At 69.4% G+C, this 16,083-nt stretch carries 14 protein-coding genes; 11 read left to right on the top strand and 3 right to left on the bottom strand.

The window, feature by feature from the left end; all coding sequences use genetic code 11:
* Position 1: 1 nt before the first annotated feature.
* The 3 genes from M8859_RS15480 to M8859_RS15470 all read right to left on the bottom strand — a co-directional run bounded on the left by M8859_RS15480 (position 2) and on the right by M8859_RS15470 (position 3,361).
* Positions 2-871, bottom strand: a complete 870-nt coding sequence (locus M8859_RS15480; RefSeq protein WP_249644436.1) for a glycosyltransferase family 2 protein — start codon at positions 869-871, stop codon at positions 2-4.
* An 11-nt stretch (positions 872-882) separates the two neighbouring features.
* Positions 883-1,803, bottom strand: coding sequence for a polysaccharide pyruvyl transferase family protein (locus tag M8859_RS15475; protein WP_249644435.1), 921 nt, complete (start codon positions 1,801-1,803; stop codon positions 883-885).
* A 166-nt stretch (positions 1,804-1,969) separates the two neighbouring features.
* Positions 1,970-3,361 (bottom strand): aldehyde dehydrogenase family protein, encoded by a 1,392-nt coding sequence (locus tag M8859_RS15470; RefSeq protein WP_249644434.1) that lies wholly within the window; start codon positions 3,359-3,361, stop codon positions 1,970-1,972.
* Between the two features lie 160 nt (positions 3,362-3,521).
* On the opposite strand from M8859_RS15470, the gene M8859_RS15465 reads away from it, so the two are divergent.
* From M8859_RS15465 to M8859_RS15415, 11 genes are read left to right on the top strand one after another with little or no spacing between them, the layout of a single operon-like run.
* Positions 3,522-4,499 carry a glycosyltransferase gene (locus M8859_RS15465; RefSeq protein ID WP_195070080.1) on the top strand — a complete coding sequence of 326 codons (978 nt, stop codon included), beginning with the start codon at positions 3,522-3,524 and terminating at the stop codon, positions 4,497-4,499.
* Between the two features lie 31 nt (positions 4,500-4,530).
* Positions 4,531-5,796 (top strand): glycosyltransferase, encoded by a 1,266-nt coding sequence (locus M8859_RS15460; protein WP_249644452.1) that lies wholly within the window; start codon positions 4,531-4,533, stop codon positions 5,794-5,796.
* A gap of 2 nt (positions 5,797-5,798) precedes the next feature.
* Positions 5,799-6,815 (top strand): UDP-glucuronic acid decarboxylase family protein, encoded by a 1,017-nt coding sequence (locus tag M8859_RS15455; protein ID WP_195070079.1) that lies wholly within the window; start codon positions 5,799-5,801, stop codon positions 6,813-6,815.
* 54 nt (positions 6,816-6,869) lie between these two features.
* Positions 6,870-8,492 (top strand): carbamoyltransferase family protein, encoded by a 1,623-nt coding sequence (locus M8859_RS15450; protein ID WP_195070078.1) that lies wholly within the window; start codon positions 6,870-6,872, stop codon positions 8,490-8,492.
* Positions 8,489-9,991 (top strand): HAD-IIIA family hydrolase, encoded by a 1,503-nt coding sequence (locus M8859_RS15445; protein ID WP_195070077.1) that lies wholly within the window; start codon positions 8,489-8,491, stop codon positions 9,989-9,991. The genes M8859_RS15450 and M8859_RS15445 overlap by 4 nt, the downstream gene beginning before the upstream one ends.
* Positions 9,988-11,031, top strand: coding sequence for a glycosyltransferase family 9 protein (locus M8859_RS15440; RefSeq protein WP_159928978.1), 1,044 nt, complete (start codon positions 9,988-9,990; stop codon positions 11,029-11,031). The genes M8859_RS15445 and M8859_RS15440 overlap by 4 nt, the downstream gene beginning before the upstream one ends.
* Positions 11,028-11,591: a D-sedoheptulose-7-phosphate isomerase gene (locus tag M8859_RS15435; RefSeq protein WP_195070076.1), complete on the top strand. Its 564-nt coding sequence runs from the start codon at positions 11,028-11,030 to the stop codon at positions 11,589-11,591. Before M8859_RS15440 ends, M8859_RS15435 begins: the two co-directional genes overlap by 4 nt.
* Positions 11,588-12,970, top strand: coding sequence for a D-glycero-beta-D-manno-heptose 1-phosphate adenylyltransferase (rfaE2, locus tag M8859_RS15430; protein ID WP_195070075.1), 1,383 nt, complete (start codon positions 11,588-11,590; stop codon positions 12,968-12,970). Before M8859_RS15435 ends, rfaE2 begins: the two co-directional genes overlap by 4 nt.
* A 20-nt stretch (positions 12,971-12,990) precedes the next feature.
* Positions 12,991-13,680 (top strand): SDR family oxidoreductase, encoded by a 690-nt coding sequence (locus M8859_RS15425; protein ID WP_159928982.1) that lies wholly within the window; start codon positions 12,991-12,993, stop codon positions 13,678-13,680.
* Positions 13,677-14,618, top strand: a complete 942-nt coding sequence (locus M8859_RS15420; protein WP_249644433.1) for a glycosyltransferase family 9 protein — start codon at positions 13,677-13,679, stop codon at positions 14,616-14,618. The genes M8859_RS15425 and M8859_RS15420 overlap by 4 nt, the downstream gene beginning before the upstream one ends.
* Entirely contained in the window at positions 14,611-15,927 is a 1,317-nt protein-coding gene (locus tag M8859_RS15415) for a UDP-glucose dehydrogenase family protein (RefSeq protein WP_159928994.1), read from the top strand. Before M8859_RS15420 ends, M8859_RS15415 begins: the two co-directional genes overlap by 8 nt.
* Positions 15,928-16,083 lie beyond the last annotated feature (156 nt).

Below are 16,083 nucleotides of genomic sequence, written 5' to 3'. Positions count from 1 at the left end.
GTCACTTCCTTCCGTGGGCGAGTTCCAGGATCCTGGCCTGACGTTCCACCTCCGGCGGCAGTCGGCGCCGCTGCGCCAACGCCCACGGCAGGCGGCCCAGGAAGCCCGCCACCGCGCGCAACGCCGCGGGGTCTCGGGCCGCCCGGCGCAGCAGGACCGCGGACTCGGCCGCGCACCGCCGCAGCGGCCGCCGCATCCAGGCGATCAACGCGTTGTTGCGCTGTTCGGCTCGCCTGCGCCACGCGGGCGGCGGTCGCCGCGCCGACGGGTGATGGTGGGCACGCACTTGCGCCACATAACAGAGGTCCCACCCGCAGGCCGCCAGGTCGAGCGACAGCAACCGTTCCTCGGCGCCGAAATGCAGCAGCGGACTGAATCCGGCGGCTTGCAGGTAGGCCTCCCTCCTGACGATCGCCGCACAGGCCAGGAAGCCGAGCACCGACGGACCCGGAAGCTCGGGATGATGCCCGAGCGGGCTGGTCGCCATCAGTTCGTTGACGGGGTCGTCACGCTCGTCGGCACCCACCAGCGTGCGTCCCGCTACCAGACCGAGCCGCGGATAGGCGTCCAGCACCCGCTCTGCCTCGGGCAGCGCGTCGGCGGCCCACCAGGAGTCGTCGTCACTGAAAGCCACGTACGGCGTCCGGGCGAGCGCGACGCCGAGATTGCGCGCCGCCGCCGCGAGATTGCGGTTCAGCCGGAGGACTTTCACATTCGGTAATGCCTCCGCCTCGCCTGCGGTGTCGTCGACCGAGGCGTTGTCCAGCACCACGATCGGGGGACGCGGGCGCAGCGCGCACAACTCCGTCAAGGTACGGGCCAATTCCGAAGCCCGGTTCCGGGTGGCGATGACGACTGTCGTCTTCGCCACGGCCGGAGGGTTCACGCCGGACGTCCCGTGAGCAGCTCGTCGAGCAGTTCCCGAGTCAAGGCGTCGGCCGCGGGAAACTCACGCCGCCGCGCGCGATCGCGTCCCTCCGACGACAGACACCAGCGCCACCAATGCGCGAACGCGCCCGCGTCGGCGGTTTGCTCGGCGGAGACCAATGCGGGCCAGTCCAACGCCCCCGCTTGCGCGGTGACCTTTCCCCCGCCCGCGATGGGATCCACCGCCAGGACCGGCACACCAGCTCGCAGGCCCAGCACCAGGCCGTGCAGGCGGGTCGTGACCACCGCGTCGAGACGGGAGAACACCGACGCGAGCTGATCGGGCGTGCGGCAGTGGCGCCAGTCGTCGGACGCCAGCCTGGTATCGAGCGGTAGCCGGGCGCAGTCCAGATCGCATAACCAGCGCATCAACGCCCGGTGCACCGACCCATGCCGCCGGGCCGTGCCGTATTCGGCCTGTCCCGGCGCGAACGCGACGCCCACCACCGGGACGGTGACCGTGGACGCTGCGACGGCCATGTCCGGTCGCGCGGTGGACAGGCCGTCGCGCGGCAAGACGCGGTGGAATCCGGTGACCGCCGCATCGGCCGGATCGAGAACGGAGACGCCCACCGCGATGCGTCGGCAGTTCGCATACCGTTCGTGCAGAAACCGCACCTGCTCCCCATGCGCGGGCCCGCACACGAACACGAGGTGGGAATAGCGTTGGGAGTCGGCGTCGTCCAGATGCAGGGCGTCGGAACGGAATGCGGGGCTCCACGCCGTGTCATGGGGTATCCCGGCGGATGCGAGAGCGTCGCACACGCGGCTCATGCTGAGAACGTCCCCCGCTGTCGCTTCGCCGTGCACGAAGCTGGGCCACCCGGTGACAAGTACCCGCATGTCCCGGCGCATACCCGGTGCACCGTGGGTCATTCGGCCACCTCGGCGATCTTTCCGCGCTGCCCTCGACTACCGTGACCGCGGTGCGCGGATCCGCGAGATCCGTCGTGCCGCACGGCGTTCCGGTGCAGGCACCCCGCGAGGTCTGCCGCGGCACGCGGCGTCTCCGTGACCGTGACGTGGCGCATCGGATGGCCCCCTAGATTTTCGCCGGGCGCAGGTGCACGACCTTCGTCTGGGTCATCTCGTCCAGCAATTCGGGTCCGTAACCGAAGCCTGCTCCGCTGGCCCGGCGTGGGTGCGCCGCACCGCCGGGCGCCCCGCCGAACACCGCGTTGATCTTCACCGTGCCCACTGGCAGCTCCCGCCAGGCGCGCTGCGCGTTGGCCATCGACGGAGTGAGCACGGTCGCCGCGAGTCCGTAGTCGTCGTTCGCCGCTTCCGCGATGCCCCCCTCGAACGTATCCACCACCCGCACCGGGGCGACCGGACCGAACGTTTCCTCACGCATGATGCGCACCTTCGGATCGCAGTGGGCCAACACGGTGGCCGGATAGTGCGCGCCGGCACCGTCCGGCACCACGCCGCCGGTCATCAGCTCGGCCCCGTGGTCCACCGCCTCGCGCACGTGGGCGTGGACGTGATCGCGATGGCGCCGGTCGACCAACGGCGCCACCGTCCTGGCCTCGGCTTCGGCGACCAGCGCGGCGAGAAAGGCCTCCGCGATGTCCCGGTGGGCGAAGATCCGCTCGACGGACACGCAGATCTGGCCGGAGTTGGCGAACGCGCCGAGCGCCGCCTGACCCGCCGCCCAGACCGGATCGACCCCGGTGTCGACGACGAGCGCGTCGTTGCCGCCGTTTTCCAGCAATGCCTTGGCACCCGTGGCCGCAGCGCTTTTCGCGATCGACCGTCCGGTGGCCGTGCTACCGACATGCGCGACGACGTCCACATCGGAACGCGCGGCCAGCAGCGCGCCGACCCTCCCATCGCCCTGCACCGTCTGCAGAACGCCCTCGGGGAGCGCACCGGCGAGCAGATCGCCCAGCAGCCCGCCGGTATGCGGCGCGCGTTCACTCGGCTTGTACACGACCGTGTTTCCCGTGACCAGCGCCGCGCCGAGTAAGCCGCAGGACACCGCCACGGGATCGTTCCACGGCGTCAGGGCGACGACGACGCCGCGCGGTTCCCACACCATGAGGTCGGTGGCCTCGAAATTCCCCTGCAGGCTCTTGCCTCGGTGCACCAGTCCGAGCTCGGCATATTGCTCCAACGTCGCGGCGCCTGCCGCCACCCCCTCCTTGCTCTCGGAGAGTGGACGTCCGGTCTCGACCCGATTGAGCTCGGCGAGTTCCTCGGCACGCTCGCGAAGCAAGGCGGCGCCCGCGCGTAGCGCGGCGGCCCGCTCGCTCGCCGGGGTTCGCGCCCAGATCGGCTGCACACGGTTGGCCATCTCCAGGCACGAATCGATCTCCGCCATACCGGTCATGGCCACCTTGCCGACGGTGGCGCCGGTGGCCGGATCGAGGATCTCGATCGTTTCGCTCGCGTCTTGTCCTGCGGGAAACGTGACAGCGTTCGGTCCGCTCATATCGCGGACATTGCCTCGCACGCGGGGTTTCAAACCGGCTTGTTGCGATAGCTGAAACGCTGCATTTCTGGACAACTGCCAGTTGAACCGTAATAGCTGATGATTCGCTGAGAGCTCTGGGCCTGGTTTGATCCGGCAGTAAAAGGCAAGAGCTATCGACATGGCCGAACCCACCGAACGGCTCGAAGTGCTGTTATGGCACGTGCACGGCTCTTGGACGACGTCGTTCGTGCGAGGACCGCACCGCTACCTGATCCCTGTGGTGGAAGACGGTGGGCCATGGGGCCGCGGGAGGTGCGGCCGCGACTGGCCCTCCGCCGAGGAGGTGCCCGCAGGCCGGTTGCGGGAAATCGAGCCGGACGTGGTCGTTCTCCAGCGCCCGGAGGAAATCGGCCTGATCGAGCGATGGCTCGGTCGTCGTCCCGGCGTCGACATTCCGGCGGTCTACCTCGAGCACAACGCTCCGCGTCCCAGCGCGGCCACCGCCAGGCATCCGCTGGCCGAACGCGCCGACATCCCGATCGTGCACGTCACGCATTTCAACAATCTGATGTGGGACAACGGGAGCGCCCCCACCCGGGTCGTGCCGCACGGGATCGTGGACCCCGGCGCGCTCTACACCGGCGAAATCCCGCACGGCGTAGCGCTGATCAACGAACCGGCGCGGCGCGGAAGGATCACGGGAAGTGATCTGTTGCCCGACTTCGCGATGGCGGGACCCGTCGATCTGTACGGCATCGGAGCGAGCGACTTCACGGCGGACAAACCGGCCCGCTATCCGATTCGCGGCATCGGCGACTTCGAACAGTCGGCATTGCATCCCGAAATGGCGCGCAGAAGGGTGTATCTGCACACCGCGCGGTGGACCTCGCTCGGCTTGTCCCTGCTGGAAGCCATGCACCTGGCCATGCCGGTGGTGGCTCTCGCCACGACCGAGGCCGTCAGCGCGGTGCCGCCGGAGGCCGGGGCCATTTCGTGCGACGTCGCGTCACTCACCGCGAAGTTCCGCGAATTGCTCCACGAACCCGATCTCGCCGTGCTCGCGGGCAAGTCGGCACGGCAGTTCGCGCTGGAGCGCTACAGCCTCGACGCCTTCCTGCGGCGGTGGGACTCCCTGCTCGCCGAGCTCACCGAATGACGGCAGTGTCCCGGACCGGAAAGGCACGATGATGAAGATCGCGATGGTCTCCGAACACGCCAGCCCGCTCGCCCTGTTGGGCGGCGTCGATGCCGGTGGACAGAACGTCCATGTCGCGGAGCTGTCCGCGGCCCTGTGCCGGCACGGGCACGAGGTGACCGTCTACACGCGACGCGAGGACGCCGAGGCGCCGCGCACGGTTACCACCGAACAGGGTTACCGCGTGATCAATGTCCCGGCCGGACCGGCTCGCGCATTGCCGAAGGACGAATTGCCGCCGTACATGGATGAATTCGGCGACTTTCTGCACGAGCAGTGGCGGCACGAACGCCCCGATGTGGTGCACGCGCATTTCTGGATGTCGGGGCTGGCGGCACTGCGTGCCGCTCGGCCCGCGGATATCCCGGTGGTACAGACGTTTCACGCCCTCGGGGTGGTGAAACGCCGCTATCAGGGCACGCACGACACCAGTCCGGCCGACCGGGTGCGCCTCGAACAACTGATCGCCGAGCGGACCGACCGCATCATCGCCACCTGTACCGACGAGGTGTTCGAACTGGCCAGGATGGGCGTGCCTCGCTCCCGCACGTCGGTGATCCCCTGCGGCGTGGATCCGGAGCAGTTCACGCCCGAGGGACCGAGCGCACCGAGGTCGGCCGAGCACCGGATGGTCAGCGTGGGCAGGTTGGTGCCACGCAAAGGTTTCGACATCGCGATCACCGCGCTCACCAGCCTGCCCGACACCGAACTGGTTCTGGTCGGCGGCCCGGACGGCGGCGAACTCGCCGATGACCCGGAAGGCGGGCGGCTCCTGGCATTGGCGGACGCGCTCGGCGTGCGAGACCGGCTCCACATGCTGGGCCGGGTGCCGAGGACACGAATTGCTCCCCTGTTGAGGTCGGCGGATGTGGCCGTGTGCACGCCCTGGTACGAACCATTCGGCATGACACCGCTAGAAGCGATGGCATGCGGCGTTCCGGTGGTGGCCGCGGCGGTCGGAGGCCTCATCGATACCGTCGTCGACGGTGTGACCGGCAGGCTCATCGCCCCGCAGGCCCCCTTGGAATTGGCTGACGCGGTCCGCGATCTTCTGAGTGCGCCCGCACTACGGCACAGGTACGGTCGCGCAGGCCGCGAGCGCGTAGAGAAGCGCTATTCGTGGGACCGGATCGCCACGGAGACACTTCGCGCGTACCGCCGGGTGACCGCGGCCGGACGGGCGCGAAACAACAGCGAGCCCGGTCGCGGCCGCTCGCTCGACGGCAGCGCCGAGCGACCGGCGACGGGTAGGCGATAGCCGTGTCTCGGCGCTACGAACGTGCGCTGGTCACCGGCGGTTGCGGGTTCGTCGGATCGCACCTGTGTGAGCAGTTGCTCGACGCGGGCGCAGCCGTTGTCGCGCTCGACAACTTCGCCACCTCCACACCGGACAACGTCGCCCGGCTGCTGGACCGACCAGGGTTCGACCTCGTGCGGCACGACGTCACCGAGCCGTCGCCCGCGGTGGGCTCGTTCGACCTCGTCTTCCACCTCGCCTCCGCCGCGTCGCCTCCGGACTACCTGCGGCTGCCGATCGAGACGCTGCGAGCCGGTGCACTAGGAACCGCCAACGCCCTCGACCTGGCCGAGCGGGATCGAGCTCGATTCGTACTCGCGTCCACGAGCGAGGTATACGGCGACCCGGCCGTCCACCCGCAGCCCGAGAGTTACTGGGGCAACGTCAACCCGGTCGGTCCGCGCAGCGTCTATGACGAGGCGAAACGTTTTGCCGAGGCTTTGACTATGGCATTTCGCCGGGAACGAGGAGTACAGACCGGAATAGCACGGATTTTCAATACCTACGGTCCATATATGCGGACCGACGACGGACGAATGGTTCCGACATTCATCGCTCAGGCCTTGGCCGGCGCACCACTAACCATTGCGGGAACCGGCGAGCAAACCCGTTCTCTCTGTTATGTGGAGGACACGGTGCGCGGCCTGATCGCACTCGCTTCCGCCGACCATCCCGGCCCGGTCAATATCGGCAATCCGCACGAAATCACCGTCCGGGGACTCGCCGAGGAAATTCGCGCGATGACCGGCAGCCGATCCGTTGTGCATTTTGTCGACGGCGCGATAGACGATCCGAAACGGCGCTGTCCGGACATCTCGCTGGCTCAGCGCGAACTCGGCTGGCGACCGTTGGTTACCAGGGCAGATGGGTTGCACCGCACGATCGACTGGTTCGCAGGCGGGGCGTTTATGTCGGCGGAAGAATTACCGCCTGAGCGGCTCGGTACAGCAAACCAGTTTAGCGGCGGCTTCAGCGGGTAGCGCCCGTATACGTCAGCGGGCAGGTCCCGCGCGTCTCGAACAGAAAGGCGACCCGTGCGCATTCTGGGAGTAAACGCGGTATTCCACGATCCTGCTGCTGCCGTGGTCGTGGACGGCGAGATCGTCGCGGCCGCCGAAGAAGAGCGGTTCACACGTCGCAAACACGGCAAACGGCCGGTGCCTTTTTCCGCGTGGGAACTGCCCGAGCAAGCGGCAGCATGGTGCCTGGACCGAGCGGGGATACGCCCAGACCAGCTCGACGCGGTGGGCTACTCCTACGACCCGGGGCTGGTCAATCATTCGCTCGGCGGTCTCGACGAGAAAAGCGAGGAGACGCGAACGGATTACGCGTTCAGGGCGCCCGCTTTTCTCCGGGCCGCGTTGCCCGGCCTCGATCCCTCGATCGTGCGCTTCGTGCGGCATCACGTGGCGCACGCCGCGTCAGCAGCGCTCGCGGCGCCGTTCGGCGACTCGGCGGTCCTCGTGGCCGACGGTCGCGGCGAGAGCCAGTCCTATCTCGCCGGAGAGTACCGCGACGGCAAGTTCGTGGAGCTGGCGGCACAGCGGCTGCCGCACTCGCTCGGGCTGATGTACGAGGATCTCACCGCACATCTCGGATTCGCCCGGTCCAGCGACGAATACAAGGTGATGGCCCTCGCCTCCTACGGCACGCCCCGCTTCCTCGACCGCTTCCGGGAACTGGTGTATTCCACCGGTGACGGTGGTTTTCGAACCGAACCCGTGGACTGGGAGTGCTTCGCCCCCGCCGCGACCGGCGGTGACCTCGGCGGGGACCACGCCGACCTCGCCGCGAGCGTCCAACGACGACTCGAGGACGTGTTGCTGGAGTTGACGTCCTGGCTGCATCGTCATACCGGGCAGCGCAATCTCACACTCGCCGGCGGCATCGCGCTGAACTGCGTGGCCAACACCCGGCTGCACGACGAAGGCCCCTACGAACGGATCTGGGTGCAACCGGCGGCGGGTGACGCGGGCACCGCCCTGGGCGCCGCGCTCCAGTTGGCGGCCGAGTTCGGTGAGCGTGCCACCCCGATGTGGGGGGCCGATCTCGGCCGCGAGTGGACGGACCAGGAACTGGAAACCATTCTCCGCACGGCGAAGATCCGGTACACCAGGTCCGAAGACGTTGCCGCCGCAGTGGCGCAAGCGCTCGCGGAGGACCAGGTGGTGGCCTGGTTCCAGGGCCGGGCCGAATTCGGCCCCCGCGCGCTCGGGCATCGTTCGCTGCTCGCGCATCCCGGTCGGGCGGCCAACCTGGAACGCCTCAACGATGTGAAGGGGCGCGAACAGTTCCGGCCGCTCGCCCCCATGGTGCTCGCCGACCGGGCGTCGGAGATCTTCGGACGCGGACCGTTGCCGAGCCCGTACATGCTGTTCGTCCACGATGTCGCCCCGGCATGGCGCACCCGGATTCCCGCCGTGACGCATGTGGACGGCACCGCGCGGGTGCAGACCGTCGATCCCGCGGACAACCCGGTTTTAGCGCGGATGTTGTCGGAGTTCGACCGGCGCACAGGGTTGCCCGTGGTGGTCAACACGAGCTTGAACACCGCGGGCAGGCCGATGGTCGATTCGCCTCGCGACGCCCTCGAGTGCTTCGGTTCCGCCCCGATCGACCTGCTGGCCATCGGCCCGTTTCTGGTACGGCGGCCATGACCGGCCATACCGTGGACTACAGCATCGTGATCCCGACTACGGGCCGGGAGAGTCTTCGGGTGCTGCTCGAGTCGCTCGACACCGCGGCGGGACCGAGGCCACGGGAAATCATCGTGGTAGACGATCGGCCCGCAGGCGGGGAACTGCCGCTGCCCGGCACACAGCCTCCGGTGCGAGTCATCCGCTCGGGTGGTCGCGGACCCGCTGCCGCGAGGAACGCGGGGTGGCGGCATGCCACGGGCACGTGGATCGCGTTCCTCGACGACGATGTGCTCACCACGCCGGATTGGCCTGCCCGCTTGGCCGAGGACCTGCACGGTCTGGACGAGAAGACGGCGGCTTCCACCGCCCGCATCGAGGTGCCGCTGCCGAAATACCGGCGACCGACCGACGAGGAACGAGGAACCGCACGGCTGGCCACCGCGCGGTGGATCACAGCGGACATGGCCTACCGCCGGTCGGCGCTGGCCGCGGTCGGAGGCTTCGACGAGCGATTCCCAAGGGCGTTTCGCGAAGACGCCGATCTGGCGTTGCGCGTCTGCCTCGCCGGTTACGTCATCGCACCCGGGCAACGGCTGACTCGCCATCCGGTCCGCGTGTCCTCGGGGGCCTTGGCCAGTGTGCGAGCACAACGCGGGAACGCCGACAACGCGTTGCTGCGGCGCAAGTACGGGGCGCGGTGGCGTCAGCGCATCGGTGAAGCCGACGGGCTTCTCCCCCGCCACGCGCTGACCACGGCCGCGGGTGCGCTGGCCATGACGCTCGGCATCGCAGGCCGCAAACGCCCCGCCTTCCTGTCGGCGGCGATCTGGATGACGCTGACCGGCGCATTCGCCACGCGCCGCATCGCGCCGGGGCCTCGCACGCCCGGCGAAATCGGCCGGATGACGGTGAGCAGCGCGCTGATTCCACCGGCTGCGTGCTGGCACCGCCTGCGCGGCGAACTGCGCCACCGGCACGCGACCCACACCTCACCGCTGGCGTTGTTGTTCGACCGGGACGACACCCTCATCGTCGATGTCCCCTACCTCGCCGACCCGGCCGAGGTTCAGCCGGTGCCGGGTGCCGTCGAAGCGCTGGAGATGGCGCGTGCGGCCGGCATACAGCTCGGCATCGTGAGCAACCAGTCCGGTGTCGCGAGAGGATTGATCAGCCCCGGGCAACTGGCGGCGGTGAACGCCCGGGTCGAGGAACTGCTCGGACCTTTCGCGACGTGGCAGGTGTGCGTGCACGGCGAGGGCGACGGCTGCGGGTGTCGCAAACCCGAGCCGGGCATGGTGCGACGGGCAGCCGCGGATCTCGGCGTCGACGTCGGCCGGTGCGTGCTCATCGGCGACATCGGCGCCGATATGGACGCCGCCATATCCGCGGGCGCACGCGCGATCCTGGTGCCCACGGCGAGAACCCGCCCCGAAGAGGTGCATCGCGCGCGTCGGGAAGCGACCGTGGCGCAGGATCTTGTCGAAGCGGTACGGCTGGCGATGGCGGGTGCGCCATGACGCGCCGGGCGCTGGTGGCACGCATGGACAACATCGGCGATGTGCTGCTGGCGGGACCGTGCGTGCGCGCGGTGGCCGCGCACGTCGATGCGGTGACGCTGTTGACCGGGCCGCGAGGCCGCGCCGGCGGCGAGCTCCTTCCGGGTGTGCAACAGGTTCTGACCTGGTGTGCGCCGTGGATCGACCCGGAGCCGCCCGAGATCACCGCGGCGGGCGTGAACGCGTTCATCGAACGGATACGCGCACTCGACGTGGACATCGCGTTGATCCTCACGTCTTTCCACCAGTCGCCGCTACCGCTGGCGCTGCTGCTCAGGATGGCTGGTGTGCGGTGGATCGGCGCGATCTCCGACGACTACCCCGGTTCGCTGCTGGATCTACGCCATCGCGTCGAAGGCGATCCACCCGAAGCCGAACGCGCGCTGTCGCTCGCCGAAGCGGCCGGTTTCCGATTGCCGCGCGGGGACGACGGGAAACTCGCGGTCAGACAACCACTCCCGAAAGTCGGTGGCCTGACCGGCGAACCGGGCTATGTGGTGGTGCATCCCGCCGCCTCGGTACCGGCGCGGCAGCCGTCGGCGGCCCGTTCGGCGGCCATTGTCGCCGCGCTGACCGGCGCCGGTCACCGGGTGATCGTGACCGGCGCCCCCTCCGACCGACCGCTCACCAATGCTGTCGCCGGTGTCCACGCCATCGACCTCGGCGGAGCCACCACCCTGCCCGAGCTCGCCGCCGTGCTCCGCGACGCGAGCGTCGTGGTAGCGCCCAACACCGGTCCGGCGCATCTCGCCGCAGCCGTCGGGACGCCGGTGGTGTCCCTCTTCGCACCGGTCGTGCCCGCCGAGCGCTGGGCACCCTACGGCGTGCCGGTGGCGATGCTCGGCGACCAACGCGCGCCGTGCCGGGGCAGCAGGGCCCGGGAGTGCCCGGTCGCGGGGCACCCATGCCTCGAGTCGATCACCCCCGAGCAGGTCGTCATGGTGGCGGAAGAACTCGGTGCAGGCAAGCGCGAGCGTCTGCGGACAGGAGGTGTGTCGTGATCGAGGAGCATTTCGCGGCTTTGCGTACCGCACTGGAGCGCACAAGTCGCTTCGCACCGACTATTCGCAGGTGGGGGCGGGAACTGGCGGAAGTACTCGGTAACGGTGGCAGATTGCTCGCGTGCGGCAACGGTGGCAGCGCCGCCGAAGCCCAGCACCTGACCGGTGAGCTGGTCGGCCGCTTCCGCACCGAGCGGCGCCCGCTGTCGGCGATCGCCTTGCACGCCGACACCTCGGCGGGCACCGCGATCGTGAACGACTACGGCGCAACCGAATTGTTCGCACGTCAGGTCCGGGCGCACGGCAGGCCCGATGACGTCCTCCTCTTGCTGTCCACCAGCGGCACCAGCCAGAACGTGGTGGCCGCGGCGAAAGCGGCGCGCGACATCGGCATCACCACGTGGGCCATGACCGGACCCGCGCCCAATCCGCTCGCGGCACTGTGCGACGACGCGGTGGCCGTGGAGGCGTCCACCACCGCGACGGTGCAGGAGGTGCATCTGGTCTTGGTGCACGCCTTGTGCGTGGCGCTCGACGACGCACTGGGGGTACCGACATGAAGCCGTTGGTCGTGGTCGGCGACGTCATTCTCGACGTCGACATCGAGGGTGTCGCCGACCGGCTGTCCCCCGAAGCGCCCGTGCCCGTGGTGGACGTGGCACGCCAGTGGATACGTCCGGGCGGCGCAGGCTTGGCCGCCGCGCTGGCCGCCCAGTCGGTCGCCGAGGTCGCGCTGATCACCGCGACCACCGACGACCACGACGGCCGCATCCTCGCGCGACTGCTCGACCAGCACGTGCAGGTCGTTCCGATGCTGCTGCGCGGCGAGACGGTACGAAAGACCCGCGTCCGCGCCTCCGGTCAGTCGCTGCTGCGACTGGACACCGGCGACGGGACCGCGGACGGCGGTCCGGTGAGCGCCGCGGTCACCAGGACGCTGCGGGCGGCCGGGGCGATCCTCGTCGCGGACTACGGCCGGGGTGTGGCCGCGAATCCGAGCATCCGGCACCTACTGACCGACCTGTCCCGGGCCGTGCCGGTGGTGTGGGATCCACACCCGCGCGGTCCGGCGCCCACGCCGGGTGCGTCGCTGGTCTCACCGAATCTGAGAGAGGCGCGTCAGTTCGCGCCGGGATACGTCGAGCCCGACGAGTTGGCGAAGGTGCTTCGCGACGAGTGGTCCGCGGATTCGGTCGCGGTCACCACCGGATCGGGCGGGGCGGTGCTCGCCAATGGGAAACGGCTCACCGTGGTGCCCGTGCCCGCCGAGGTGCGTATCGCCGGGCACGCCGGTTCCGACACCTGCGGCGCGGGCGACCGATTCGCCTCGGCCGCGACCGCCGCGCTCTTCGACGGGTCCACGGTGGCCGATGCGGTGTCGCGCGCCGTGGACGCGGCGGCCGAATTCGTCGCCGCGGGCGGCGCGGTCACGCTGTCCACGCGCGACAGCGCCGCTGTCACCAAGGCGAGCGCCGAGGAAGCGGGCGAGTCGGCGTTCGAGGTGGCGGCGCGGATCAGGTCGCGCGGCGGCAGACTCGTCGCCACCGGCGGCTGCTTCGATCTACTGCACCCCGGCCATGTGAGCTTGCTGCGCCAGGCACGCGCCATGGGCGACGCGCTGGTGGTCTGCCTGAACTCCGATGCGTCGGTGCGGCGTCTGAAAGGGCCGCGCCGCCCGATCGTCACCGCACGCGATCGCGCCCGGCTGCTCACCGAATTGTCCTCGGTGGACGCCGTCGTCGTGTTCGACGAGTCCACACCGAGCGCGCTGCTGGACCGCCTGCGTCCCGATGTGTGGGTCAAGGGCGGCGATTACTCCGGCGCCGAGCTGCCCGAGGCCGAAGTCGTTCGCGGCTACGGCGGCGAGATCGCGCTGGTCCCCACGGTTCCCGGTTACTCGACATCACAGCTGGTCGCCGCGGCCCAGGCCGGCGGCTGACCCGACAGCGAAGGAGCACGATGCGAACCCTCGGCAATATCTTGATCACCGGCGGCGCTTCCGGGCTCGGCGCGGCCGTTACCGCCGCCGTGCGCGAGAACGGGGGCCGCCCGTACGTGATCGACCGGGTGGAGCCCGAGACGCCGGTCGACTTCGTGCGTGCCGACCTCGCCGATACCGACGCCGCCGAACAGGCTGTGCACGAGATCATCGAGCGCGCGGGCGGGCGGATCGACGGCGTGTTCACCGCCGCCGGAACCGACGCGTGCGGCCCGCTGGACAAGGTGCCTACGAAGAAGTGGGAATACGTGGTGCAGGTCAATCTGTTCGGCACAGCCGCCGTGATCCGTGCCGCCCTTCCGGCCCTGCGGGAAAGCAAGGGAACGGTAGTCACCTGCGCTTCCACCCTGGGCATCAAAGCGGTCGGTGACGCGACCGCCTATTGCGCTTCGAAATTCGGCGTCGTCGGCTTCACCAGGGCGCTCGCCGCCGAGACGGCGGGCAGCGTCGGGGTGACGTTGCTGATCCCGGGCGGAATGCATACCGCGTTCTTCGACGACCGCGACGAGCAGTACAAGCCGCCGCCCGACGCGAAACTCAACCAACCCCACGACGTCGCCGCCGCGGTGGTCTTCGCGCTGAGCCAGCCGCCCGGCTGCGAGGTCAGGGAGATGGTCGTGTGCGCGTCGGAAGAAGGTTCGTGGCCTTGACGCACTCGATTCTCGTGCTCCGCGCACTCGGGCTCGGCGATCTGCTGACCATCGTGCCCGCCCTGCGCGGACTGAGAAACGCCTACCCGGACGGCCGGGTGGTGCTCGCCGCGCCGGAACCGCTCCGCGAGCTGGTGGGACTCATCGACGCGGTCGATGAACTGCTGCCGACCGCGGGACTCGGTGCGCTGCGGTGGCCGGGCCCGCCGCCGAGGCTGGCGGTCAACTTGCACGGCAGCGGGCCGGAGAGCATCCGAGATCTGCTGGCGTCACGCCCGAATACCCTGCTGACCCATCACCATCCGGATTTCCCCGAGTTGCCCGGCCTCGAGTGGCGCGAGGACATGCACGAGGTGGAGCGCTGGTGCCGCCTGCTCGAATACGGAGGAATCGGCGCCGATCCCACCGCGCTGCTGCTGCCCGCCCCACCGGAGCCCGCCGAGTCGAACGTGGTCGTGATCCATCCGGGCGCGGCTTATCCCGCGCGCCGCTGGCCATCCGAACGTTTCGCGCGCGTGGCTCGGGAACTCAGCGGCAACGGCCACCGAGTGGTGATCACCGGGACAGCCGGGGAGATGCGATTGGCGAACGCGGTCGCCGAGAAAGCGGGGTTGCCGCCCTCAGCGGTGTACGCGGGACGCACCGGCCTGGCCGATCTCGCCGCGCTGGTGGCCCACGCGGCCCTGGTCGTGTGCGGCGACACCGGCGTAGGGCATCTCGCCACCGCCTTCGGCACACCGTCGGTACTGCTGTTCGGCCCCACGCCTCCGCACCGGTGGGGACCGCCCGCGGCCGCGAGACACCACGTGACGCTGTGGGCGGGGGAAGCCGGCGACCCGAATACCGACCATCCGCATCCCGGACTGCTCATGGTGCGACCGGAACAGGTGCTGACGGCCGCGACCGGGTTGCTCGCAGAGCGGGTGCGCCGTGGGTAGTCGCGTCGGCGTTGTGGGCGCCGGTTATGTGGGGCTCACCAGTGCCGCGTGCCTCGCCCACTTGGGACATCACGTGGTCTGTGTCGACAATGACGAGTCGAAGGTAGCGGCTCTTCGCGCGGGTACGGTCGCGATCGTCGAGCCCGGCTTGCCGGAGCTGGTGCGCGAGGGGCTCTCGGAGAACCGGCTCTTCTTCACGTCCGACCCAGCGTCGCTGCACGAATGCGAAGTGGTCCTGTTGTGCCTTCCCACGCCCATGGGCACCGGTGGCACGGCCGACCTGGGCGCATTCGAGGACGCGCTCGAGACGTTGTCCACCGTCCTACCGCCGGATTGTGTGCTCGTCACCAAGTCCACCGTGCCGGTGGGCACGGCGGCGCGAATTCCCGCGCTGTCCGGCCTCGCGAGCACGGCAGTCGTCAGCAACCCCGAATTCCTCCGGGAGGGCCACGCGGTGCAGGACTTCCTGCGTCCCGACCGCATTGTGGTCGGTGCGGCCGAGCAGGACCGGGAGTCGGCCGACCGTGTCGCGGCGCTCTACGCGGGCACGGGCGCGCCGGTGCTGCGAACGGACTCGGCCAGCGCGGAACTCGCCAAGTACGCCAGCAACGCCTTCCTCGCGGTCAAACTCTCGTTCGTGAACACGCTCGCCGAACTGTGCGAACGGGTCGGAGCCGATATCACGAAAGTCACCGACGCGATGGGAATGGACGATCGGATCGGCCCGGACTTCTTGGCGCCCGGCCCCGGCTGGGGCGGCTCGTGCCTGCCCAAGGACACGCGCGCGCTCTTGCGAGCCGCGGAGACTTCGGGCGTCGACTTCGCGATCGTCCGTGATGCCCTGCGCGCCAACGACTATCAGCACGCGATGATGATGCGCAAGATCCGTCGCGCGGCCACCGGTGCGGTCGACGGCTCACTGGCGGGCACGCGCATCGGCGTACTCGGCCTCGCGTTCAAAGCCGGGACGGGCGACCTGCGCGACTCCCCCGCCGTCGCGGTCGCGCGGCAACTGGCCCATCACGACGCCACGGTCACCGCATACGACCCGTGCGTCCCGGACTCGAGCGCCCGCGACCTGCGCGGCATCCGCGTGGTGGACGACCCGTATCTGGTGGCGAAGGACGCGGGCGCGATCGTCATCCTCACCGAATGGCCCGAGTTCCGTTCCCTCGACTGGTCGAGACTCGCGACCGACGTCGACCGGGCTGTCATCGTGGACACCAGGAATCTGCTCGATGAGCAACTGCTGAGCGGCACCGAGTTCACCTTGCTGGGCAACGGTACTGTCGGCTCCTTCGGTGGCTGACGCAGCTGTCGCTGCCGAACGATCCGCGGTTCGTATCGGCATGATCGCGATCGGTCGACACCGACGTCCACAGGACTGAGAAGTGAATCGCTTCTCAGGGGCTCCAGCTCACAGACCGAGCCAGTTCTGTTTCGAGTGCTCGAGTCGGGATGGTTG

The sequence above is a fragment of the Nocardia sputi genome, from assembly GCF_023501985.1.
The sequence above is the reverse complement of the archived record's forward strand: the minus strand, read 5'-3'. Positions and strand labels throughout refer to the sequence as shown.